Annotated in this window: 19 protein-coding genes and 1 pseudogene; 10 read left to right on the top strand and 10 right to left on the bottom strand. The window is 68.4% G+C overall.

Annotated features, from left to right (window positions below):
• Positions 1–2: 2 nt before the first annotated feature.
• Positions 3–470, top strand: a complete 468-nt coding sequence (locus tag AC3A4T_RS21880) for a hypothetical protein (RefSeq protein ID WP_487677332.1) — start codon at positions 3–5, stop codon at positions 468–470.
• Positions 471–936: 466 nt separating this feature from the next.
• Here AC3A4T_RS21880 and AC3A4T_RS21875 read toward each other — a convergent pair whose 3' ends face one another.
• Positions 937–1,479 (bottom strand): hypothetical protein, encoded by a 543-nt coding sequence (locus AC3A4T_RS21875; RefSeq protein WP_487677331.1) that lies wholly within the window; start codon positions 1,477–1,479, stop codon positions 937–939.
• Between the two features lie 77 nt (positions 1,480–1,556).
• On the opposite strand from AC3A4T_RS21875, the gene aceK reads away from it, so the two are divergent.
• Positions 1,557–3,299, top strand: coding sequence for a bifunctional isocitrate dehydrogenase kinase/phosphatase (gene aceK, locus AC3A4T_RS21870; RefSeq protein WP_487677330.1), 1,743 nt, complete (start codon positions 1,557–1,559; stop codon positions 3,297–3,299).
• Between the two features lie 227 nt (positions 3,300–3,526).
• Here the strand turns inward: aceK and AC3A4T_RS21865 are convergent, their stop codons facing one another.
• Positions 3,527–3,832, bottom strand: a complete 306-nt coding sequence (locus tag AC3A4T_RS21865; RefSeq protein WP_487677329.1) for a hypothetical protein — start codon at positions 3,830–3,832, stop codon at positions 3,527–3,529.
• Positions 3,833–4,045: 213 nt separating this feature from the next.
• On the opposite strand from AC3A4T_RS21865, the pseudogene AC3A4T_RS21860 reads away from it, so the two are divergent.
• The 4 genes and pseudogenes from AC3A4T_RS21860 to AC3A4T_RS21845 all read left to right on the top strand — a co-directional run.
• A pseudogene (locus AC3A4T_RS21860) lies at positions 4,046–4,948 on the top strand (LysR substrate-binding domain-containing protein); the annotation flags it as partial.
• 657 nt (positions 4,949–5,605) lie between these two features.
• Positions 5,606–6,427 carry a class I SAM-dependent methyltransferase gene (locus AC3A4T_RS21855; protein ID WP_487677426.1) on the top strand — a complete coding sequence of 274 codons (822 nt, stop codon included), beginning with the start codon at positions 5,606–5,608 and terminating at the stop codon, positions 6,425–6,427.
• An 81-nt stretch (positions 6,428–6,508) separates the two neighbouring features.
• Positions 6,509–6,688 carry a hypothetical protein gene (locus AC3A4T_RS21850; protein ID WP_487677328.1) on the top strand — a complete coding sequence of 60 codons (180 nt, stop codon included), beginning with the start codon at positions 6,509–6,511 and terminating at the stop codon, positions 6,686–6,688.
• 70 nt (positions 6,689–6,758) lie between these two features.
• Positions 6,759–7,292: a pseudouridine synthase gene (locus tag AC3A4T_RS21845; RefSeq protein WP_487677327.1), complete on the top strand. Its 534-nt coding sequence runs from the start codon at positions 6,759–6,761 to the stop codon at positions 7,290–7,292.
• A 51-nt stretch (positions 7,293–7,343) separates the two neighbouring features.
• Here the strand turns inward: AC3A4T_RS21845 and AC3A4T_RS21840 are convergent, their stop codons facing one another.
• Positions 7,344–7,742, bottom strand: coding sequence for a hypothetical protein (locus AC3A4T_RS21840; protein WP_487677326.1), 399 nt, complete (start codon positions 7,740–7,742; stop codon positions 7,344–7,346).
• Positions 7,743–8,348: 606 nt separating this feature from the next.
• Between AC3A4T_RS21840 and AC3A4T_RS21835 the strand changes: the two genes are divergently transcribed.
• Both AC3A4T_RS21835 and AC3A4T_RS21830 read left to right on the top strand, forming a co-directional pair.
• Complete coding sequence (locus tag AC3A4T_RS21835; RefSeq protein WP_487677325.1) at positions 8,349–10,106, top strand: hypothetical protein; 1,758 nt, start codon at positions 8,349–8,351, stop codon at positions 10,104–10,106.
• A gap of 115 nt (positions 10,107–10,221) precedes the next feature.
• On the top strand, positions 10,222–12,009 hold the full coding sequence (locus tag AC3A4T_RS21830; RefSeq protein ID WP_487677324.1) for a hypothetical protein: 1,788 nt from the start codon (positions 10,222–10,224) through the stop codon (positions 12,007–12,009).
• 19 nt (positions 12,010–12,028) lie between these two features.
• On the opposite strand, the gene AC3A4T_RS21825 is transcribed toward AC3A4T_RS21830, so the two are convergent.
• Both AC3A4T_RS21825 and AC3A4T_RS21820 read right to left on the bottom strand, forming a co-directional pair.
• Positions 12,029–13,000, bottom strand: a complete 972-nt coding sequence (locus AC3A4T_RS21825) for a DMT family transporter (protein ID WP_487677323.1) — start codon at positions 12,998–13,000, stop codon at positions 12,029–12,031.
• A 185-nt stretch (positions 13,001–13,185) separates the two neighbouring features.
• Positions 13,186–14,139, bottom strand: a complete 954-nt coding sequence (locus AC3A4T_RS21820; protein WP_487677322.1) for an aldo/keto reductase — start codon at positions 14,137–14,139, stop codon at positions 13,186–13,188.
• Between the two features lie 290 nt (positions 14,140–14,429).
• Between AC3A4T_RS21820 and AC3A4T_RS21815 the strand changes: the two genes are divergently transcribed.
• Entirely contained in the window at positions 14,430–15,491 is a 1,062-nt protein-coding gene (locus AC3A4T_RS21815; protein WP_487677321.1) for a hybrid sensor histidine kinase/response regulator, read from the top strand.
• Between the two features lie 588 nt (positions 15,492–16,079).
• Here the strand turns inward: AC3A4T_RS21815 and AC3A4T_RS21810 are convergent.
• The 3 genes from AC3A4T_RS21810 to AC3A4T_RS21800 all read right to left on the bottom strand — a co-directional run bounded on the left by AC3A4T_RS21810 (position 16,080) and on the right by AC3A4T_RS21800 (position 19,704).
• The gene (locus AC3A4T_RS21810) at positions 16,080–16,439 is read right to left on the bottom strand and encodes a hypothetical protein (RefSeq protein ID WP_046658546.1); all 360 of its coding nucleotides are present in this window, start codon (positions 16,437–16,439) and stop codon (positions 16,080–16,082) included.
• Positions 16,440–16,641: 202 nt separating this feature from the next.
• On the bottom strand, positions 16,642–19,188 hold the full coding sequence (gene hrpB / locus AC3A4T_RS21805; RefSeq protein ID WP_487677320.1) for an ATP-dependent helicase HrpB: 2,547 nt from the start codon (positions 19,186–19,188) through the stop codon (positions 16,642–16,644).
• Positions 19,189–19,272: 84 nt separating this feature from the next.
• Complete coding sequence (locus AC3A4T_RS21800; protein WP_487677319.1) at positions 19,273–19,704, bottom strand: hypothetical protein; 432 nt, start codon at positions 19,702–19,704, stop codon at positions 19,273–19,275.
• A 169-nt stretch (positions 19,705–19,873) separates the two neighbouring features.
• Between AC3A4T_RS21800 and AC3A4T_RS21795 the strand changes: the two genes are divergently transcribed.
• Entirely contained in the window at positions 19,874–20,719 is an 846-nt protein-coding gene (locus AC3A4T_RS21795; protein WP_487677318.1) for a TatD family hydrolase, read from the top strand.
• Here AC3A4T_RS21795 and AC3A4T_RS21790 read toward each other — a convergent pair.
• A complete protein-coding gene (locus tag AC3A4T_RS21790; protein WP_487677317.1) occupies positions 20,706–21,167 on the bottom strand; it encodes a hypothetical protein in 462 nt (153 codons plus the stop codon). The two genes, AC3A4T_RS21795 and AC3A4T_RS21790, sit on opposite strands and share 14 nt — an antisense overlap.
• A 306-nt stretch (positions 21,168–21,473) precedes the next feature.
• Positions 21,474–21,896 (bottom strand): hypothetical protein, encoded by a 423-nt coding sequence (locus AC3A4T_RS21785; protein ID WP_487677316.1) that lies wholly within the window; start codon positions 21,894–21,896, stop codon positions 21,474–21,476.
• Positions 21,897–22,088 lie beyond the last annotated feature (192 nt).

The raw sequence follows: 22,088 nt of genomic DNA, 5'->3' as shown, positions 1-22,088 counted from the left end.
CTGTGCCGAGTTGGGCGCGCGGTCTTTGGTTGCTGTGGGTCGCGGTGGCGCTGCCGGCGTGGGTGCATTGGCATTACGTGGTCGGCCGATTCGATCTGGCCTCGTTCAGTGAGATGAGCCCGGCGCGGTTTCTCGGCGAACTGGCGCTGGTGGCGCTCGCGCTGTTCGTGGTCTCGGTGCTGCCGTGGTCGCTGTGGCTGGCCCGGCGGCGACGCCGGCATGGCCCGCGCCGTCGCGACGCCTGGATCGGCGCGGTCGCGATGGCCGCGGCCACGCTGCTCGCGCTGCACGTCAACTTGGCCGCGTACGCGCCGTTCTATGGCAACACCTGGGCGCGGTGGGAGCCGACGTTCGAACTGGTGCTGCCGCAGTGGCCGTGGTTGCTGGCTGGTGTGGCGGTGACGATTGGGCTGGAATTGGCGGTTGCGGCGCGTGTGAGGCGGCGGCAAGAACAGAGCGTGCCGCGCTAATCAAAGCCAACTTTGTAAAAGGGGGCGGCGCCTGACGCAACGCGATGCGCGCGGAAGACTGTCGCGCGAGAGTATTCGCTTTTGCTGGCGGAACAGGAGCAAAAGCAAATCCCCCCTGCCCCCCTTTTCCAAAGGGGGGAAAAGCACGGGTACCGGGGTGTGACGAAGAAGCGTGGCCGGCCTGCGGTGATGCTCGCCATGCTTATGGGTGTTCGGCGGCGGCTACGGAAATGGGAAGCGCGGCGCTAATCAAAGCCCACTTTGTAAAAGGGGGCGGCGGCTTGCGCAACGCGATGCGCGCGAAAGACTGTCGCGCGGGGGATTCGCTTTTGCTGACGGAATAGGAGCAAAAGCGAATCCCCCCCTGCTCCCTTTTCCAAAGGGGAAAAGCACGGGCTGCGGGAAAATGGAGAAGAACGGCGTGGAAAGCGGTGCTGTTCCGGCGATGGCTCGAACAACTCCGCGCTCAACAATCGTTGTTCTCGTACACCGTGCGCTCCAACTGGTCGTCGAGCTTTTCGCGCTCGGCTTTGCCCACCACCGTCTTGCTCAGCTGCACCGGCAGCAAGCGCTCGCCGTCGGGGTTGATCCATTTGCCCTTGAGCGTGCCGCGCGTGTCGACCAGCATCATCGCGCCGGTGACGCCGGTGCCCAGGCCCGATTCGACCAGGGCCAGGTGGCCCTTGCGATCGTCGGTCGCCTGCAGCAGCAGCCATTTCGATACGCCGTCATAGCGGTAGATCGCGCTGATCAGGCGGCGGTCGCCGCCGCAGGGCACCGGTTCGCTTTTCAGGTACAAGGTCACCGCACGTTCGCCGACGCGGCCTTTGTACAAGGTCGTGGTGGTCGCGTCGCGGCCTTCGACCTCGGCTGCGTTCGCCAACGGCAGTTGCAGCGCCACGCCCGCGCCGCATAGCAGTACGAGCACGCACAACATCCGCAGCCACAGCGCCTGCATCCAGCGTGTGCGCGCCATGCGCGGCGGCGACGTCCCGGTCGGGTGGCTCATGATGGTTTCATCCGTAAACGAATCGATGCAGCCGCGAGCATGCCACAGCCCCGCGACGGTCGCCGTACACTGCGGCTATGGCCATCGCATCCGCCCCCATGCACGCCGCACCCGGCGAAGCCGAAGCCGTCGCCGGCCAGATCCGCGACGCCTTCGCCGATTACCACGCGCGTTTCGCCGCGATCACTCGCCGCGCCCAGGGCCGGTTCGAACGCAGCGACTGGCAGGGCGATCGCGCCGACGCGGTCGAACGCATCGAGCTGTACGACCGCTGCATCGCCGAGGCCAGCGATGCGTTGCAGGCGCGGCTGGGCGAACGCGCGCGCGACCGCGTGCTGTGGTCGGCGGTGCATGCCGCGTATGCGCAGACGGTCGCGCCGTTGCTCGATGGCGAGTTGTACAAGACTTTTTTCAACACTCTGACCCGGCGTTTTTTCAAGACCCGCGGCGTCGACCCGTCGATGGAATTCGTCGCCCTCGATATCGAACCGACCGATTCGATCACCCATCCGGTCGCGCGCCACAGCTACGCGGTATCGGAAGACCGCCTGGTCGAAACCTTCATGCGCGTGCTCGACGACTACCCGTTCGCGGTGCCGTACGCGCATCGCACCCGCTGCGCGGCGGGAATCGCGGTGCGCTTGCAGGAGGACCTGCAGCACTGGGGCCCGCACCCGGTGCGCGCGGTCGAGTTGCTCGACACGGTGTTTTACCGCGAACGCCGCGCCTACCTGATCGGGCGCGTGTTCGGCGAGCGTTCGTTCTCGCCGTGCGTGATCGCGCTGGTCAACGAGGACGGCGCGCTCAAGGTCGATGCGGTGCTGACCGTGCGCAGCGAAGTCGTGCAGTTGTTCAGTTATTCGCGCAGCTATTTCCATGCCGACCTGGGCACGGTCGGCGATGCGGTGGTGTTCCTGCGCACCTTGCTGCCGGGCAAGCCGATCGACGAGTTGTACACCGTGCTCGGCCGCGCCAAGCAGGGCAAGACCGAACGCTACCGCACCTTCTTCCGCCAGTTCGCGGCGCAGTCGGGTGAGCGGCTGATCCGCGCCGAGGGCGAACGCGGCATGGTCATGGCGGTGTTCACCCTGCCGAGCTACCCGCTGGTGTTCAAGCTGATCCGCGATCACTTCGCTTATCCGAAGGAGGTCGCGCGCGAGGAAGTCGAGGCGAAGTATTCGCTGGTGTTCCATCACGATCGTGTCGGCCGGCTGGTCGATGCGCAGCCGTTCCGGTTCCTGCGCTTTCCGCGTTCGCGCTTCGCGCCGGATCTGCTGGACGAGTTGCTGAGCACATGCGCCAGGAGCATCAGCCTGGACGGCGACGATCTGGTCTTGCACCTGTGCTATGTCGAACGCCGGCTGCGGCCGCTCAATCTATACGTGCGCGAGCAGACGCCCGAGGCGGCGCGCGCGGCGGTGATCGACTACGGTCAGGCGATCCGCGATCTGGCCTTGAGCAATATCTTTCCGGGCGATCTGCTGCTGAAGAATTTCGGCGTGTCGCGGCATGGGCGCGCGATCTTCTACGACTACGACGAGCTGTGCCTGGTCAGCGACTGCCGCTTCCGGCCGGTGCCGGCGCCGCGCAATCACGAAGAGGAAATGGAATCGGGTCCGTGGTTCTATGCCCACGGCAACGATGTGTTTCCCGAGCAGTTTCCGCGTTTTCTCGGCTTGTCGCCGCCGCTGCTGGGCGCGTTGATGCACGCGCACGGGGACATCTTCAAGGTCGAGTGGTGGAAGCAGGTGCAGGACGGGCTGGCCAGCGGGCAGCACAACGATGTGGCGCCGTATCCTTCGTGGCGGCGGTTGCCTTGAGGGATGGCTGCTGGGGCGTGCGGGGTTGGGAGCTCGTGGTTGCTTTTGGTTGCTTCTGCTTTTGCTCGCTTCTACCTTTGCTCGTCATTCCCGCGCAGGCGGGAATGACGTTCTGGTGGGATGGCGCTGAAGGCCCTGGATATTCATTCGCCTTCGCCGAAGTAGAGCGGAGCCCGCTTTCGCGGCAATGACGGTCTGGTGGGATAACGCTGAAGTCTCATCCCCAATCAAACACACCCGCGCGCGCCGCACTCCACCTCGACCTTCGCCGTCTCGCTCGGCCACAACCGCAGCCATGCGCGCCAGCCGGTGATCACGCCAGGCCGCGCGGCTTGAGCACGATGCGAGGCCGTCGCGACCGCGACCCGGGCCGACGCCTTGCGCGCGACCACCTTGCGGGTCGCCGCCTTCGCCTCCGCGACGGTCGGCGCGGTGCGCGCGGAGCCCTGGGCGCCGTCGTCGCCGTCGTCGTCCGCGTCGCGCGGATCGACGAAATGGCCGTGCAGGAACATCAGGTTCTTGTAGATATTCATGGCCTCGTCTCCTTACCAATGCTCGGGTTAGCGCCAGCGCGGTCGGTGTGGACTTGCACTGGCTTATTGAGTGATTCGCAAGGTACGCTCGCCCGATTCGGCAAAAAAGCGACGTGTTTGCAAGCCAGACTTGAATCAGGTTGAAGGCGGCCGCGCGGTTCGGCATCCGCCCTCAGGCCCGGGCCGAACGCCCCGTCCGACGGACCCCACGCGATGAACCGACCTCCGCTGCACGCCCTGCTGGGCTTCGCCACCGCCGCGCGCACCGGCAACCTGACCCGCGCCGCCGAGTCGATGCACCTGACCGTCAGCGCGCTCAGTCACCAGATCCGCACCCTGGAAGAACGCCTGGGCCGGCGCCTGTTCGAACGCGGCCCGCGCGGGGTGCGCCTGACCGCCGACGGCGAGCGGCTGCTGTCGGTGGTCGCGCCGCACCTGGATGCGCTCGATCACGCCCTGCGCCCATACAGCCCGCGCCGCGACGACGTGCTGACCCTGAGCCTGATGGCCTCGATGGCCTCGGCCTGGCTGGTGCCGCGGCTGGGCGGCTTCGTCGCCCGCTATCCGCAGCTCGAACTCAATCTGTTTTCCTCGACCGCGCTGGTCGATTTCGATCGCGAGCCGGGCATCGACGCGGCCATGCGCGGCGGCTACGGGCGCTGGCCGGGGCTGGTGATCGAGCATCTGTTCAACGAAACCCTGGTCCCGGTCGCCAGCCCGGCGCTGATCGAACGCATGGGCGGCCTGCCGGCGCAGGAGGATCTGCACCGCTGGCCGCTGCTCGGCGACCTGTCGACGTATTGGCAGGACTGGTTCGACCGCTACGGCGGCAAGCGGCCGAACCGCTACATCGCCCATTTCGACGATTCCGAGACCATGCACCGGGCCGCGGTCGAAGGCCTCGGGGTCGCGCTCGGCCGGCTGGCGCGGACCCGGCTGCTGATCCAGAGCGGCCAGCTGGTGCCGTTGAGCCAGGGCCGGCTGCAGATCGACTGGGGCCATTACTTGGTCTATCCCGAGCGCTCGGTCGATCACGCCGGGCTGGAGTCGTTCCGGACCTGGCTGCACGAACAGGCGCGCGCCTATGTCGCGCAGATGGAAGCCGACGTGGCCTCGGGCCGCGGCGCGGACATCGAGGACCGTTCCTGCGGCAAGCCGGGCGCGACGGACGAAGCCGAAGGCCCGCCCGATCTGGCCGCCGACGGCGAGGCCGGGGCCGGCGCGGCGGCCAAGCCGAAGCGCAAGCGGCGCTGAGCCGGACCGGCCGCGACCCAATGGCGGCTGCGGTTGCGACTTAAGTTCAGGCCATGCTGGGGTCGCCCCGCATCCCCGATCCTGAACGCATGCGGTAGGCTGGCGCCCTCACCGAAGCTCACCGGAGTCTGTTGCATGGAACGTAACCGCCCCGCCCGATTGCTGCTGCTCGCCGCGCTGCTGCCCGGCCTGACCGCAATCGCGCACGCCCAAGACAACACGTCCGAGCCCGCGCCCGCCACCGGCGAGCAGGCCTCGACCAGCGCAACGGCGAGCGACGCCACGCCGAGCGACGCCGCTGAAGCGTCCGCGGCCGCCGCCCAGGCCGCCGCGAACGAAGCCGCCGCGGCCGCCGAATCCGCCCGGGCCAGCGCCACCGCGGCCGCCGCCGCGACCGAAAGCAAGTCAACCGAAGCGGCCGCGCCGACCCCCGCCACTCAACCGGCCGAGGCGACCGCTCCCGCCCCCAAGCCCGTCGCAGCAGCCGCCCCGGTCGCCGCGACCGTGCCGGCCGAAACGATCAAGCCCGCCGCCAAGCCGGCCGAGCCCAAGCCGACCACCAAGCCCGCGGCCAAACCCGCCGGCGACGTCGGCTCCCCGAGCCTGCGCGCCGCCGTCGCCGGCAGCTGGCGCGACCCGAAGAACGTCGCTCGCGACGGCTACCGCCATCCGCTGGAAACCCTGACCTTCTTCGGCGCCAAGCCCGAGCAGACCATCGTCGAAATCACCCCCGGCGGCGGCTGGTACTCGGAAATCCTGGCTCCGTTCCTGCGCGAGCGCGGCAAGTACGTCGCCGCGGTGGTCGACCCGGACACCCAGTCCTCCGACGGCGCGCGCAAGTACCAGGCCAAGGCCAAGGCCACGCTGGAACAGAAGTTCGCCGCCTCGCCGGCGCAGTACGACAAGGTCGCGATCGCCGCGTACGACAGCTTCAAGCCCGCGTTCGGACCGGCCGACTCGGCCGATCTGGTGCTGACCTTCCGCAACGTCCACAACTGGCGTTCGGCCGGCCAAGCCGAGGTGATGTTCAAGGGCTTCTATGACGTGCTCAAGCCCGGCGGCACGCTGGGCGTGGTCGAGCATCGCGCCAAGGCCGACGTGCCGGCCGACGACAAATCCGGGTATGTCGGCCAGGCCCAGGTGATCGCGCTGGCCGAAGCGGCCGGCTTCAAGCTCGAAGCCAAGAGCGAGATCAACGCCAACCCGCGCGACACCAAGGACTACCCGAAGGGCGTGTGGACCCTGCCGCCGGTCAATCAGCACGACGCGGCCGACGACGCCAAGTACCAGGCGATCGGCGAAAGCGACCGCATGACCCTGCGCTTCCGCAAGCCGCGCTGATCGATGCGCCGGCCGATCGCTCCCGCCGTCGCCGCGCTCGCGGCGGGGGCGCTGGCGGCGTGGGCGTCCGGGGAGCTGGCGATGTCGTTGATCGCCGGCTATTTCATGGCCGAGTACGGCCTGTCCTCGGTCAGCATCGGCGCCACCGCGATCGCTTACTGGAAGGCCTGCGCGGTCGCGGTGTGGATCGTGTCGCCGCTCGCGTTCTGCACGATCGGCGGCCTGGTCTGGCGCGGATTGCGGCCGCGCAAGCGCGATTGATCGGCGCCACCTCGCGGCCGGCGCCATCACCGGTTTGGCGCCGCGCGCGAGCCTGCGCGATCATCCTCGAATGCTGATCGCGTTCAACAAACCTTATGGCGTGCTGTGCCAGTTCACCGACCGCAGCCAACCGCCGCGGCCGACCCTGGCCGGCTTCGGCCTGCCGCCCAACGTGTACGCGGCCGGGCGGCTGGATCACGACAGCGAAGGGCTGCTGCTGTTGACCGACGACGGCGGCCTGGCCCATCGCCTCACCGACCCGCGCCACAAACAGCCGAAAACCTATTGGGTGCAGGTCGAAGGCGACCCCGGCGAAGACGCCTTGCGCGCCCTGCGCGACGGCGTGAACCTCAACGACGGCCGCACCCTGCCGGCGCGGATCGAACGCCTCGACCCGCCGTCGCTGTGGCCGCGCGACCCGCCGGTGCGCTTTCGCAAGACCGTGCCCGACGCGTGGCTGGCGATCACCATCCACGAAGGCCGCAACCGTCAGGTGCGGCGCATGACCGCGGCGGTCGGCCTGCCGACCCTGCGGCTGGTGCGGGTGGCGATCGGGCCGCATCGGCTGGACGCGTTGCAGCCGGGGCAGTGGCGGGCGGTCTGAGCCGTTCGCGGTGCTTCCATCAGCGGTGTGGATAACCGGCGCGGTCCGCGCTTACGGCGGACAGTTGCGCAACGCCTCATCGGTCGTACGCACTTCCACCCCGTTGCAGAAATGGCCCGGGATCACGCAATCCAGATACGGCCGCGCCAGGCGCTTCGACTCGGCCTTGCTGGAGATCGTCTGCGGCGTCTGCGCGCCGACCTGGGCCACGCAGCGATCGTGTTTGTTGGTCACGTACTCGCGGCACTTCGGCGGCGTCAGCGTGGTCGGGCCGGGCTCATTGCCGTCGCACAGGGTCAACGCGGTTTCGCGCCACAACAGATAGAACTCGCGCTTGGGAATCGGGTTCTGCTCGATGGTGGGAATGCTGTACTCGGGCTTGGCGAACCATTGCAGGTAGGCGAACACCGCGGCGGCGGCGAGGACGATCAGCAGCAGGATCTTTTGCATGGCGGTTCCGTGGGTTCGTACTGGCCGCATCACGGCGGTGAGGCGCGAGGCATTGTCTCGCAGTCGGGATTGGGGATTGGCGATTCGTCATTCCGAGCGCCATGCGAACCGCAGGATCGCCGCGCCCGGCGGCTTCGTGGTCGCGACGGAATCCATCGGCATCGCCGACCGGCGCATCGCGGTTCTGCCGCCGCGACGGGACGAAGAGGACGGCGTCAGCGAAGACGGCGCGCCATCCAATGCAAGCAAAGCATCTGCAGCACAGGGTAGCGGCGCAAATTTTCAGCCTCCGCTCTGCCCGCAAGAGACGATTAATTCCAGCGTGCGACCGATTTCATTCGGATTCGCGGCGGCGCAGCCCCCCAATTGGGTACCTGCGGAATGCTTCAACCGCACCCACCCAAGTCACCCCAAACGGACCCCCGCCACACCTCATCTGCGACCACGATCGCAACACCAACCCCATTCGCCGCGCCCCCTGAGAAACCATCCCGGTTTGATCCCGCTACGACGCTGGAACCGCCCCCGCGCACGCCCTAGCGTCGACGGTTAGCTACGCGCCTGGCGCTACGCCACCGCGGTCTGCTCATCTCAGGAGCCCGACCCATGTCCACCTTGCGTTCGCTTTCCCTCGGCATCGGCGCCGTTGTGTGCGTCGGCAGTGCCACCCTGCTGTCTCCCGCGACCGACGCCACCGCCGCCGGCCGGGTCACCGCCGCCACCACGGACTTCGAGCGCGCGCCGCCCGCGGTCGACGCCATCCACATCACCTCGCTCGGCCAGCAGACCGGCGGCAACGCGTTGCTGGCGCTGACCTACAGCAAGGGCCAGGACCTGCCGACCCAGATTCCGTTCAACGTCGGCGACACCACCGTGCAGTTGCAGCAGGACCCGTCCAATCCCCAGCGCTACACCGCGCTCATTGCGTTCGACTTCGACGGCTTCGTCCGCGAGCAGGAAAACCGCCAGATCCTGGCCCAGTCGCAGGAGCTCGTGCCGGAATTCTCCGGCCGCGAACTGATAGGCCAGGCCACCGTGCAGTTCCTCAACCCGACCACCCTGCGCCAGCAGATCCTCGCCGGCACCCCGATCCTGGTGCCCGGGCCGGTGCTGCCGTGGCCGGCGGCGCTGGTGCGCCCGGAGCGCTCGCTGATGGTCACCCACCCCGGCGTGGTCGAAGACCCGACCCGCACCTTCGACGCCTGCACCGGCGCCGGCAATCCCAACGGCGCGTGGACCTTCAACCGGATGATGACCAACATGGCCAATCAGCCGATGACCGGGGTGCTGCCGGCGGATTTCGTCGAAAACTGGATGCGTACCTGGGGCACCTCGACCAACATCAACACCTTCCCGGTGAACCTGCGCTCGCAGGTCATCACCCAGGTGCTCAACACCTGGCCGCGCATCGCCTCCACCGGCAAGCTCGACCTCAACCGTTCGCCGTTCCGCCTGCTGGCGATCGTCAACCGCATCGACATGCGCGGCAACAGCGCCTACGGCGGCGGCAACGCCGGCGAAACCCGCTTCGTGTTCGGCGTGCTGCGGCGCAGCGGCACGACCTGCGTGGCCGCGCCGTTCACGGTGATCCTCGAATACGCGCCGAACGTCAACGGCTGCCCGGCGGTGCGCAACCTCGCCAATCAGTGGGGCAACCTGGGCACGCTGAGCCTCGGCTCGGCCACCTACAACGCCGCGCTGCAGGCGATCACCGATCCGGTCATCGCCGCCAACGCTTCGCCGCGCAAGCCCAACGGCAGCGCGATCAACCAGATCCGCAGCAACGAGTTCCTGCAGAATCCGTGGGAACTGCGCGAGTTCAAGATCCTGCAGGGCAGCCCGCAGCTGCGGATCGTGCCGGCCGCGCAGACCCCGCATCACACCCGCAACAACACCGGGCTGCTGGCCAACTACATCAACACCTTCAACACCCAGATCCTCAACAACACCTACATCGTGCCGTTGAGCTACCTGGGCACGCCGTTCCAGAGCGGGTCGGTGATCAATCCCAGCCCGCAGCAGGTGTGGAAGGCGCCGGGCATCGTCGACAACAACGGCCGCAACAAATTCTCGGTCAACACCTGCGACGCCTGCCATGGCGCCGAGACCCAGACCACCAGCTTCCTGCATGTCGCGCCGCGCTCGCCGGGCGCGCAGTCGGTGCTGTCGCGGTTCCTGATCGGCAACGGCAGCCTGGCCGCGCCGACCACCTTCACCATGCCCGATCCGGTCAGCGGGACGCCGCGCACCTACGGCGATCTGCAACGCCGCCAGAGCGACCTGGCCACCCTGCAAAGCAGCACCTGCCTGTCCGGCAGCCTGTTCCACGAGGCCACCCGGTCGCTGCTGACCGCAAGCCACTGAGCCATGCGCGGGGCGGCCGCGGCCGCCCCGTCGCGCGCGCCCATCCGCGGCCGCGCCGCATGCGCCACCGCGCCGACGCCGCCCGAGTCCGACCCGCCTTCGCAGGAGCCTTGCCATGTCCGGTCTTCGTTCGATCACCTTCGGGTTCGTCGCCGCGGTATGCGCGGCGTCGGCCTATTTGCTCTACCCCGTCCCCGCCGACAGCGCGAGCGGTCGCGTCGTCGCCGCCGCGGACGACGGCGGCTTCGATCTGATCCCGCCGACGGTCGATGACCTGTACCTCACCGCGCGTCCGCAGGATGCCCAAGGCAACGCGCTGCTGGCGGTGACCTACGCCGCCAACCAGGCACTGCCGGCGAGCCTGCCGCTGCAGGTCGGCGGCCGCCCGGCCACCCTGGTCCGCGACAGCCAGAATCCGCAGCGCTACACCGCGATCATCGCCTTCGATTTCGACGCCTTCCTCGCCGAACAGACCCGCCGCCAGCAACTCGCCCCGAGCAAGCCGTGGGTGCCGCGCTTCGACGGTCGCGAACACATCGGCGATGCGCCCTTCGCGTTTCTCGATCCGGCCCAACTGCGCAGCGATATCGCGCGCCAGGTGGCGATCCGGATTCCGCGCGAGGTCCTGCTCGGGCCGCCGATCGCGATCAGCGCGCCGCGCTCGCTGATGGTGGTCCATCCGCTGGTGGTCGAAGACCCGACCCGCACCTATGACGCCTGCACCAACACCGGCAATCCCGGCGGCGCGTGGACCTTCAACAAGCTGATGACCGACATGGCCAACCAGCCGGTCACCGGGGTCAACCCGGCCGACTTCGTCGCCCAGTGGCTGCAGTCCCATGCCAGCAGCGCGAGCGTCAACGGTTTCACCGTCGACGGCTCGCCCGCATTCGCGCAAATCCTCAGCGAGTGGCCGCGGCTGGCCAGCGGCAAGCTCAACCTGGCCAAGTCGCCGATGCGGCTGCTGGCGATCGTCAACCGAATCGACCTGCGCACCAATTCGGCCTACGGCGGCGGCAGCGCCGGCGAAGGCCGCTTCGTGTTCGGGGTGATCCGGCCGCAGACCGGCGGCGGCTGCCAAGTGCTGCCGCTGACCGTGATCTTGGAATACGGCGTGCCCAAACTCGGCTGCCCGTCGGTGCGCGGTTATGCCCAGCAATGGGCCGGACTGAGCACGCTGGTGCTGGGCTCGTCGGGCTACAACGCCGCGTTGCAGGCGCTGACCGATCAGTTCGCCCTGGCCAACGCCTCGCCGGGCAAGCCCAACGGCAGCGCGATCAACCAGGTGCGCACCAACGAAGAACCGTGGCATCCGTTCTGGGACTGGCGCCAGCGCGAGGACCAGCTGACCACCACCAGCCCGCTGCTCAAGCCCGCGACCACCAAGCAGACCCCGGACCGCGGCTTCAACACCACCGCCTCGGCCAGCCCGCGCCTGTGGCAGTACGTCAACGCCAACGCGCCGGCGATCCTGACCGGCAGCTACCGGGTGCCGCAGATCTACTCGGGCGCGCCATTCCTCGGCGGCGACACCGTCACCACGCCTTACTGGCAGCACGCCTCGATCGCCAACAACAACGCCCGCCACAAGTTCTCGCTCAACACCTGCGGCGCCTGCCACGGCCCGGAAACCGACACCGACTTCACCCACGTCACCCCGCGCGCCAGCGGCGCCCAGGCGGCGTTGTCGGACTTCCTGACCGGCGCCCCCGCCGGCGGCACCCTGGACGTCCCGCAGACCTACACCCTGCCCGATCCGGCCGTGCCGACGACCCTGCGCAGCTACGGCGACCTGGCGTTCCGCCAGAGCCACCTGTCGACCCTGGCCAGCAGCAGCTGTCCCAGCGGCGGCCTGTTGGCCGAACTGCATTTCTTCCCGATCGCGATGTCGGCCACGCACTGACGCGCGCGCGCCGACGGCGTTACTTCGACGCCGTCGGCGTGGCGGTGATCGGCACCGAGTTCGCCCCGGGCCGGCTCAGGATCACCACCCCGCCAAGCACCACCGCGGTACCGATCAGCTGGATCGCGGTGATCGGTTCGCCGAGCACCCACGCGCCGAGGAACACCAGCGACACCGGCCCGATCACCGAGAACTGCGCGGCGGTGCCGGCGCCGAGCCGCGCGACCGCGGCCATGGTGAAAGTCACCGGCAGGAAGGTGCAGAACACCGCGTTGGCGACGGCCCAGGCATACACCTGCCACGGCAGGCCGAACAGCGCCGACGGCGGGCGCGCGATCAGGTAATGGATCATCACCGCCGCGGTCGAGACGATCATCGCGTAGGCGACCAGCTGCAGCGACCCCAGCCGCTTGACCAACTCACCCGACATCGCCAGATACAGCGCATAGCTCACCGCCGCGCCGAGCACCAGCGCACTGCCGAACAGCACGTGCTCGCCCTGCACGCGCAGGTTCTCGACCATCACCAGCACCACGCCGGCGTAACTCACCGCCAGCGCGATCCATTCCTTGGCCGCGACCTTGCGCTTGAACGCGAACAGGCCGATCAGCAGCACGATGGTCGGATTGAGGAACAGGATCAGCCGCTCCAGCGACACCGGCACGTACTCCAGGCCCCAGAAATCCAGCAGGCTGGACAGGTAATAGCCAAGCACGCCGAGGATCACGATCAGGCCCCAGTCGCGCCGCGACGGCAGCGCCTGGCGGGCGCGGGCACGGCGGGTTTCGCGAATGCCGAGCAGCGCGAACAGCGGCAGCGAGAACGCCATGCGCAAGGTCAGCACCTGCAGCGAGTCCACGCCGTAGCGGTACTGCAACTTGGCCAGGATCGCCTTGGCCGAAAACAGGATCGCGCCGGACGCGGCCAGGGCGATGCCGACGCGGCGGGAGGTGGCGACGGGTGCGGCGGCGATGGGCGTGGCGGCGTTCATGGCGAAGGTGTTCGTGGCGGGGCGTTCGTGGCAAGGCGCAGCCTAAGGCGGAAGCGGGCGACGCGGCAGAGTCAGTTGCCGCGTTCGCGCGCCGGTACAGATGCGACGCAGATTCGATGCGGATTCGATCCAGATTTCGATGCGGATGCGCTGCGAACGCGAACGCGGCCGGTTTCGCTCGCGCCTCAGGCTTGCGTGCTCGCCGCATCCAGCGCAGCGATCTCGTGCGCCGCCAGGGTCAGCCGCGTCGCCGCGAGCAATTCCTGCAGCTGCGCCACGCTGGTCGCGCTGGCGATCGGCGCGGTGATCGACGGCCGCGCGATCAGCCACGCCAATGCGACCTGGGCCGGGGTCGCGCCATGCGCGCCGGCGACCTCGTCGAGCGCGGCCAGGATGCGCAGGCCGCGCGCATCGAGGTACTTTTCGACCGAGCCACCGCGCGCGCGGCTCTTGCCCAGGTCGGCGCGGCTGCGGTACTTGCCGGTCAGAAACCCGCTGGCCAGCGCGTAGTAATTGATCACCCCGATCCCGCGCTCGCGCACCAGCGGTTCCAATTCGGCTTCGAACACCTGCCGGTCGTAGAGGTTGTAGTGCGGCTGCAAGGTTTCGAAGCGCGGCAGCCCGTGCCGTTCGGCCAGGTCCAGCGCCTGCGCCAGGCGCGCGACGGAATAGTTGGACGCGCCGATCGCGCGCACCTTGCCCTGTTCGATCAGCCGCGCGAACGCGCCCAGGGTGTCTTCCAGCGGCACGCTCTGATCGTCCTCGTGGGCCTGGTACAGATCGATGACCTCGGTCCCGAGCCGGCGCAGCGAATCCTCGGCCGCGGCCTGGATATTGGCCGGCGACAGGCCCGGCCGCTGCGACCATTTGGCGACCTTGGTCGCGATCACCACCCGCTCGCGACGACCGCCGCCGTGGGCCAGCCAGCGCCCGATCAGGATTTCCGACTCGCCGCCGCGATTGCCCGGCACCCACGAGGAGTACATATCCGCGGTGTCGACCAGGGCAAAGCCGGCGTCGACGAAGCCGTCGAGCAGGGCGAACGTGGTCGCCTCGTCGGCACTCCAGCCGAACACGTTGCCGCCGAACGCCAGCGGCGCGACACGCAGGGACGAGCGACCGAGCGGACGCAGGCTCATTGGGATTTCCTTAATGGACAGGGCTGCATGATGCGCCGCCGCAAAAGCCGCGGACAGGCCGAATTTGCAACGCCGCGTTGCCGACTGCGGCAGCTTGTCGCAGCGGTGTGAACAATTCAGCTTTATGGGTGACCATCCCGCCTTTGCGTGAAGGTTTCTGTTAACTTTCCACACGATTTCCATGCAATTCATGTATGCGAAATCGACGTGAAATCACGCTTTCCCAGGTGATCCAGGGATCTACAGGACGTATGAGCACACCCGCGACATCCACCGGCCGAATTCTTGTCGTGGACGATCAGGCCGCGAACCTGCGCGTGGTGACCGCCTTATTGTCCCGGCAGGGCTATGAAGTGGTCTCGGCCTCCACCGGCGACGAGGCGCTGCGGCTGTACGCCGAATCCCCGCCGGACCTGATCCTGCTCGATGTCATGATGCCCGGCATGGACGGCTTCGAAGTCATGGCCGCGCTGCGCGCCGGTTCGCCGCTGCGCGTGCCGGTGGTGTTCGTGACCGCCGCCCACGACCGCGACCTGCTGCTGCGCGCGTTCGACGCCGGCGTGGTCGACTACGTCACCAAGCCGTTCCTGCCCGAGGAACTGCTCGCCCGGGTCAACGCCCATGTCGGCCTCAAGCTGACCCGCGACCGCCTCGAGCGGGTCGCGCGCGAACGCGAGGAACTGGTCAACCTGGTGGCGCACGACCTCAAGAACCCGTTGACCAGCGTGCTGTTCGCCAGCGACCTGCTGATCAACCACGGCTGCAAGCCCGAGCGCGTGCCGCGCTATCTGCAGATGATCCACGAGAGCGCCGACGACGCACTCGGTTACATCCGCCACTACCTGGAAAGTCAGGCCGGCACCCGCGAACGCGCGCAGCAGAACGGCCGCGCCGACCTGAGCGAAACCCTGGACTGGCTGGTGCGCCGCTACGAGATGCAACTCGATGCGCGCGGTATCCGGGTCGAGATCGCGCCACCGCCCGGCGGCGCGGCGAAGGTCGCGATGGACCCGCGCGTGTTGCGCCAGGTCAGCGAGAACCTGGTCACCAACGCGATGAAATACGCACCCGGCAGCGACCTGCTGCTGGCCGCGCGCAACAGCGCGCCGGGCTTCTGGCAACTGATCGTCGCCGACCGCGGCCCGGGCATCCCGGCCGCGCGCCAGCGCGAACTGTTCAAGCCGTTCGTGCGCCTGCACGACGACGACCTCGACGACGGCCTGTCCAACGGCCTGGGCCTGTCGCTGGCGAAACAGATCGTGGTCAACGCCGGCGGCCAGCTGTGGTACGAATCGCGCAAGAGCGGCGGTTCGCGTTTCATTATCGAGTTGCCGGAAGCCAATGCCGAGTAAGGTCGTGTTGTTGGCGCGGCCGCGGCGATGGCCGCGATGGCCATGGCGGCATCGACGACGGCACGATGCCGCACGATCGGACAGTCGGCACGTGCAGGCTTATTCGTACGGGCTCTTCAACCGCACGCGAATCGTGTCGTGCGGCTCGGTGCGCGCAGTCGCCGAAGCAAAGTCTCTATCCCCCACCGCGCCACCCACCCGAATGGGTTCCTCCCTTTGTAAAAGGAGGGCCAGGGGGGATTCGCTTTTGCGGTCAGATCGCAGCGCATCGCACGAAAAGCGAATCCCCCGCGTTGCGCATCCACCAGTAACGATCGCGCGCCGGACGCCGCCCCCTTTTTCAAAGTGGGCAATCATCAAAGCGCTCGAATGAGGAAAAGCGGTCCATCTGGCAGCCTGCGTATCCATCACGAACGGACTGTATCCAACAACGAAAAGGCCGGCGCATTGCGCCGGCCTTGGATGTTTCGCGATGCGATCAGCTTGGTTGCGACGGCGTTTTACGTAACGCCGTCGCTCGGTTAATTCGGCGGCGACCCTGACGCCATCTCCACCGATCCAACCACAAGGCTCAAACCGATTCCGAACTCACTCGTTCGGCGATTCCTCGCTCGCCTGCCGCGTGGTGCGACGACGCGAAGTCTGACCGTTGGCGCGGCGCGCTTCGACGCGGCGGGCGCTGCCTTCGATCGGTTCCTCGGATTGCAGGCGCGCCTTGCGGCGGGCGGCGGCGTACCAGAGCAGGCCGGCACCGGCGACGGCCGCGACGGCGACCACCGGGTTGCGGCGGATGAAACCGCCGGCGGTGCGGGCGCCGGTCTTGAGCGCACCGAACTTGGCGCCGGTTTCCAGCCATTGGCCGGCCTTGGGCGCGGCTTCCTTCAGATTGGCGCTGATCGCATGGACCAGTTCCAACGCGCGGTCGGGCAGGGATTCGAACTTGCTCATCGTGTCAGTCCTGGACGAGAAACGATGCCCAGTGTCGGCCGATCACCGTTGAAATTTTGTGATCGCTGCGGCTCGGGACCGGCTGGGGGCTGAATGTCTTGGGGGCGGGAATCGGGAATGGGGAGTCGGGAATCGTAGAAGCCAGAGCGCCGCGCGGCCGCTTTTACGATTCCCGATTCCCCATTCCCGATTCCCGGCCCCATCAAGTCCCACGCGGCTTGGCCCGATGCGTCGCCGTCGCCGTCCACGGGTCGTCGGGCCAGGGGTGACGCGGGTAACGGCCTTTCATCTCTTTCCTGACTTCCGGATAGCCACGCTCCCAGAAGCCACGCAGGTCCTGGGTGACCTGCAGCGGGCGGCCGGCCGGCGACAGCAGGTGCAGGGTCAACGGCATGCGGCCGTCGGCGATGCGCGGGGTCTCGGCCAGGCCGAACAATTCCTGCAATTTGACCGCCAGCACCGGCGGGTCCGCGCCGATGTGCGGGTCGTGGTATTCGGCTTCGAAGCGGTAGTGGATCGCGCGCTCCTGGCCCGACGGCACCGCGATGCGCGTGGGCACCAGGGTTTCGAGCTTCTGCCGCCAACTCCAGTCCGCGAGCGAACGCAACGCGTCGCCGAACGCGGCTTCGTCGAGCGCATCGAGCCGGGTCTTGCCGCGCAGCGCGGGCTTGAGCCACACGTCGAGGTTGGCCAACAAGCCTTCGTCGCTCAGGTCGGGCAACGCGTGTTCGCCCTTCGCCAACTCCGGCATCCACTCGCGCAGGCAACGCACGCGCGCGCGCCACTGGCGCAGGCCTTCGGTCCACGGCAGCGCGTCCAGGCCGAGTTGGCGGACCGCGTCGACCAGCGCATCGGCGTAGCGCGCCGGATCGGGCTTCGCCAGCGGCCGGCTGTCGAGCACGATGCGGTCGTAGCGGCGTTCGCGCACCGCCGCGATGCCGCGCGCGGCCGCGTCCCAGATCACCCGGTCTTCGCTGACGAAGCGCTGCGGGAATTCGCGCTGCAATCGGGTTTCGTCGAGCGGCGCGGCGCGCAGGATGCGCGCATCGCGCGGGTCGTCGCGCAGTTCGCTGATCACCAGCCACGGCTCGCCATACACCGCGCTGTCGTCGAACAGCTTGGCGCTGCGGCCGTTGGCGAGTTGGTAGCGGTACGGATCGCTGGGATGTTGATGGGCGATGCGATCGGGAAACGCATGCAGCATCAGATCGCCGAGCGCATGCGCGGGCACGCTGGCCGGCGGCGTGACATCGACACGCAAGCGGCGGCGCCATTGCTTGGCGGCCTGATCGAGCGTCGCCAGCGCCGAACGCGAGGCATCGGCCGGCGCGCGGCCACTGCGAAACGCGGCCAGCGCCTGCCAGCGCGCGGCCAGCGCATCGCCGCCGCTGCGCAGCGGGTCGCGCGCTTCGATCAGCGCGGCCAGGTCGCAGGCCAGGGCTTTTTCGCGCGCATCGCTCGGCGCCAGCAGCATCGCCGCGAGCCGCGGATGGGTGCCGAGCGCGAGCATGCGTTTGCCGAACGCGGTGATGGTCGGCGCGGTGCGTTCGCTGCCCTCCAACGCGCCCAGCCGCAGCAGCAGTTCGCGCGCCGCGCCCAGCGCGCCGCTCGGCGGCGCGTCGACGAAGCGCAGGCCGGCATCGCCCCAGGCGGCCAGTTCCAGCATCAGGCCGGCCAGTTCGACCTGAGCGATCTCGGGCCGGCGCTGCGGTTCCAGCCGCTGCGATTCGGGCCACAGCCGGTACGCCCAACCCTCGGCGACGCGGCCGGCGCGGCCGGCGCGCTGGTCGGCCGAGGCCTGCGCGATCGCCACCACGTCGAGGCGGGCGAAGCCGCTGTTAGGGTCGTAGCGGGGCTCGCGGGCGAGGCCGGAATCGATCACCACGCGCACGCCGGGCAAGGTCACGCTGGACTCGGCGACGTTGGTCGCCAACACCACCCGGCGGCGGCCGTCGGGATCGGGTTGCAGCACCCGGCTTTGTTGTTCGACCGGCAGTTCGCCGTGCAGGCTCAGCACATCGATGCCCCGCAAGGCCTCGCTGCCGGCCAAGGCGGCGTCGGCGCGCGCGATCTCGCGCTGGCCGGGCAGGAACGCCAGCAGATCGCCGGGATGCTGCGTCAGCGCGTGTTCGACCGCGCGCTTGAGTTGATGCTCGAGCTTCTCCTCGCGCCGCGCCGGAAAGTGGCTGACGTTGACCGGATAACTGCGGCCGGCGCTGCTCAGCCGCGGCGCATCGAGAAACTGGGCGAGGCGTTCGCCGTCGAGCGTCGCCGACATCACCACGATGCGCAGGTCGTCGCGCAACGAAGCCTGCACGTCCAGCGCCAATGCCAGGCCGAGGTCGGCGGCCAGATGGCGTTCGTGGAATTCGTCGAACAGCAACGCGCCCACGCCTTCGAGCGTGGGATCGTCCTGGATCATCCGGGTCAGGATGCCCTCGGTGACCACTTCGATCCGGGTCGCGGCCGAGACCTTGTTCTCGAAGCGGATCCGATAACCGATGGTCTCGCCCGCGGTTTCGCCGCGCTGCCGGGCCATGAAGTGGGCCGCCGCGCGCGCGGCGACGCGGCGCGGTTCCAGCACGATGATCTTGCGGCCCTGCAGCCACGGCGCATCGAGCAGCGCGGGCGGCACCTGGGTGGTCTTGCCGGCGCCGGGCGGCGCTTCCAGCACCAGGCGCGGATGCACGGCGAGGCTGTCGCGGATTTGCGGCAGCAGGGCGTCGATGGGGAATTGGGCGTTGATCACGCGCGCAAGGATAGCCGCGCGGCGGCGTACGCGGGTCGGTTGCGATGTTCGATTCGGAGCGGTTCGCGCGACAGCGCCGATAACTCAATCGGGGCCGAAATCGCCGCAGCCGTACCACGCGCCAGCGCGGCCGCCGTTGGCGATCACCGCGTAGGGATGGGTCCGCCCGGCGCTGTCCCTGCACGGCGAACCGGCCGCGGCGGGCGCGATCATCACGATCAACTCGTCGCTGCGCTCGCCGGATTTCAGCGGGCCCTGCAAGGCGTACTGGCCGATCCTGGGCTTGGCGACCACGCTGAGCGCGCCGAACGAGACCCCGACCCGCGCCGGCGCGACCAGGTTGTAGTGCAGGCCGCCGGCCTTGTTCGCGCCGATCACCACGCCCCAGCCGGCGTTGCCGCCGCGGAAGGTGTGCTTGGGGAAATCGGCGGCGACCGCGGGCATGGTCGTCGCGGTGAGGCCACCGCCCAGCATCAAGACTAATCCGGCGGTCAACCACGGCGAAGCGCTGCGCATGAGAAGCTCCATGACGGCGAGCGCGCCGTCTTCATGGCTGCAAACGCTGCGGGCTGCGCGCCGTGAAGGCCACTACGCAGACTCTCGCGGTCGCGACGCGCCGGCGCGCGCTTGGGCGCCCGCGCCGCAGCCACTAGACTGCGCGCTGTTCTCCGCCTCGCCCACCCGCATGCAACTGATCGACATCGGCGCCAACCTCACCCACGACAGCTTCGATCCCGACCGCGACGCGGTGCTGCAACGCGCCCGCGACGCCGGGGTGGCGCGCATGGTGATCACCGGCGCCAGCCGCGAGCATTCGCCCAAGGCATTGGAACTGGCGCGGCAATACCCGGGCGAGCTGTTCGCCACCGCCGGCGTCCATCCGCACCACGCGACCGAGTACACCGCCGAATGCGACGCGGAAATGCGCGAGCTGCTGGCGCATGAGCAGGTGGTCGCGGTCGGCGAATGCGGGCTGGACTACTTCCGCGATTTCTCGCCGCGTCCGGCGCAGCGGCGCGCGTTCGAGATGCAGTTGCAGAACGCGGTCGACACCGGCAAGCCGCTGTTCCTGCATCAGCGCGACGCCCACGACGACTTCATGGCGATGATGAAGAACTTCGACGGCAAGCTCGGCGCGGCGGTGGTGCATTGCTTCACCGGCACCCGCGAGGAATTGTTCGACTACCTCGACCAGGACTGGCACGTCGGCATCACCGGCTGGCTGTGCGACGAACGCCGCGGCCTGCACCTGCGCGAACTGGTCAAGCACATCCCGGCCGCGCGGTTGATGATCGAGACCGATGCGCCCTACCTGTTGCCGCGCACGGTCAAGCCGGCACCGTCGCACCGGCGCAACGAGCCGAAGTATCTGGCGCATATCGTCGAGGAACTCGCGCGCGATCGCGGCGAGGACGCGGCGGTCACCGCGGCGAACACCACCGCGACCGCCAACGCCTTTTTCAGCTTGCCACCGGCCCGAGCCCGCGCCGGCCACGCGCCAGATCGGTGCTGGACGATCAATCCAGGGTGAAGTTGCCGCAGCCGTACCACAGCTTCGGCCAGGGCTTGTGCTTGCTGCCGGTCGCGGGCTTGGCCGCCGTCGGCACGACCAGAACGGCGTAGGTGTACGGGCCGTAGACGCCGCCGATATCGCCCTTGTTGTCCTTGCAGGTTTCGCCGAGCTTGACCGGCGCGATTTTCACCGTCAGCGCGGTTTTTTCCTCGCCGATCACACCGAGCAGCTGGTACTGGCCCGGCGCGGCCTTGACGTGTTTCAGCGGACCGCCGAGCCGCGCGGCGGACTCGGGAACCTTCAGCTCGTAGGTCACGGTCTCGCTCTGCGTGCTGAGCTTGATCTTCCAATCGGTATTGCCGCCGCGGAACGTCGGCGAGGGAAAGGTGACGGCCTGCGCGGACACGCAGGGCGCCGCGAACGCGGCGGCCAGGGCCAGGGCGGCGGCGGCGAAGAGGATGCGCATGGATGAGTCCTGATAAGGGCGGCATGGCCGCCGGTATCGCTATCAACGCGCGGTCGCGGTGTTCGTGAATGCCGGGCCGGCGCGAATCCAGTCCCGCAACGACGTGAAAGCCTTGGCCCCTCGCGCGCGCGATCGCGGCCAGCACCAACGCGACGGCAAACGCGTTCTTCCGCTTGTCAGCTTGATCGCCGCTTCGGCTCCGACCACCACGACGGACGACAGGATGGCTTGTGATACGGGCTCCGCGCCTGCAGGTCCGTATTTGACCGCCGCCGCGCCGAGTGGATACCCGGCACGACGAACCACTCAACGCCGGATCAGAGACACGATCCGCTTAGCGCACACCGGTGATTGCATGACTGGCTGCGGGTTGGCCGCCGCCATCAGCGTGCGTGCCGCGCCCTGCTCGGCAGTGGGCGCAGCTTGCGTCATGGGAATCTCCGGATTCAGGCAGCCGCACGACGCAATGCAGTCGTTGTAGACCAGCACGCAATCCTCCTGCTGGCGACCCAGTTCTTCGCATCTGGCGATGATCTCGTTGTAACAGTGAGTGGCGCAGCCGTGATTGCATTCGTACGGCGGCGGCGGGTCGGGCGGCAGACATCCCGGGTCGCCGGGGTAACACACGCCGGCGAAGGCGCCACCTGACAACACGGCCGACGCAGTGAACAGCAAGGCCTGCATCCAGCGAACGATACGATGGTGTTTGCGAACGCGTTGCGGGTTCATCATTTTCCTCCTTGAAGCGCTATGCCGAGATGGCTAGCGGAGCGCGGCGAATCCGCGCCACGTTAAGAGTTGCTTCACCGGGTCAAACGCATTGCGAGACATGGCGCGGAGCGAAGCACCACTGCCAGCGGCGTACATCGCTCGTGCGTATCCCGGGGCGACGCAGCGGACCCGATCAGGCGATCGGGCCCG

The sequence above is a fragment of the Lysobacter sp. Soil_N_51 genome, from assembly GCF_057655755.1.
Note: the sequence above shows the minus strand (reverse complement) of the source record. Positions and strands in the feature narration are given on the sequence as shown.